Origin of the sequence: Gilliamella bombi (assembly GCF_900103255.1) — a bacterium.
GTDB lineage: Bacteria > Pseudomonadota > Gammaproteobacteria > Enterobacterales > Orbaceae > Gilliamella > Gilliamella bombi.
This window is the reverse complement of record NZ_FMWS01000118.1, coordinates 1-740: the sequence shown is the minus strand read 5'-3', so window position 1 is coordinate 740 and position 740 is coordinate 1. Positions and strand designations below refer to the sequence as shown.

The window sequence follows — 740 nt, the reverse complement described above, 5'->3', positions numbered from 1 at the left end:
ACCACACATTCTAGACGATAGTTTCTAACCATTCCGCCACTAGCAAGAGGAACTGATACTGAGGTCATACACCCTTGAATATCTGCCCAATTAAACTCTTTAACCGTTATCTCTTTAGCTCTAAAGGGTGAACGAATAAGAATTATCCATGCTCCAAAATATAAGATAAAATGTTCATAAACATAAACTTTACCTGTTTTTCGATTAAAACGAATAGGACAATCTTCGGGGGAAAACAGTGTATTTAGTAAGAATTGAAAAAGAAAATAAGCGACAAATAATAATAATAAACTAACTGATATTGTTAGGATTCTACCATCAATTTCTGTAATAATAACGAAAACTCCCATATATAAAGCGAATAATGATAGTAAAACAAAAATTGAGGAAAAAAATATTGTAATCCAACGAGCAAAATACCCCCCCCCTAAACGCCGAGAAAATTCACAATAATCATCATTAGCATAACGTAATTTTTTATTATTACTTAAATGTAATTGTGTTGTATATATTCCTTTATGCAAATCCTCGCGCCATGCGGAAACTTGCGGTTGATATTTGGATGGCATTATTACGTTCTCCTTTTTAATTGATAATATGTTCAATGCGTAGTGGCGATTTGGCGTCTTTACCTTGCCAATAGTGCAAAATGCCAATCACTTTTTTCGCTTTTACCCTTAATTCAGCCACTTTTTGGTCTATTACCACGGTACTTTGGAGATTATTTATTCCTTAATTTT

General features: G+C 33.0%; 1 protein-coding gene. It reads right to left on the bottom strand.

Features of this window, described 5'->3' with window-relative positions; translation table 11 throughout:
* The coding region (locus tag B9N71_RS12580) for a DUF6708 domain-containing protein (RefSeq protein ID WP_208610524.1) at positions 1 to 569 on the bottom strand (569 nt) is incomplete at its 3' end.
* Positions 570 to 740 lie beyond the last annotated feature (171 nt).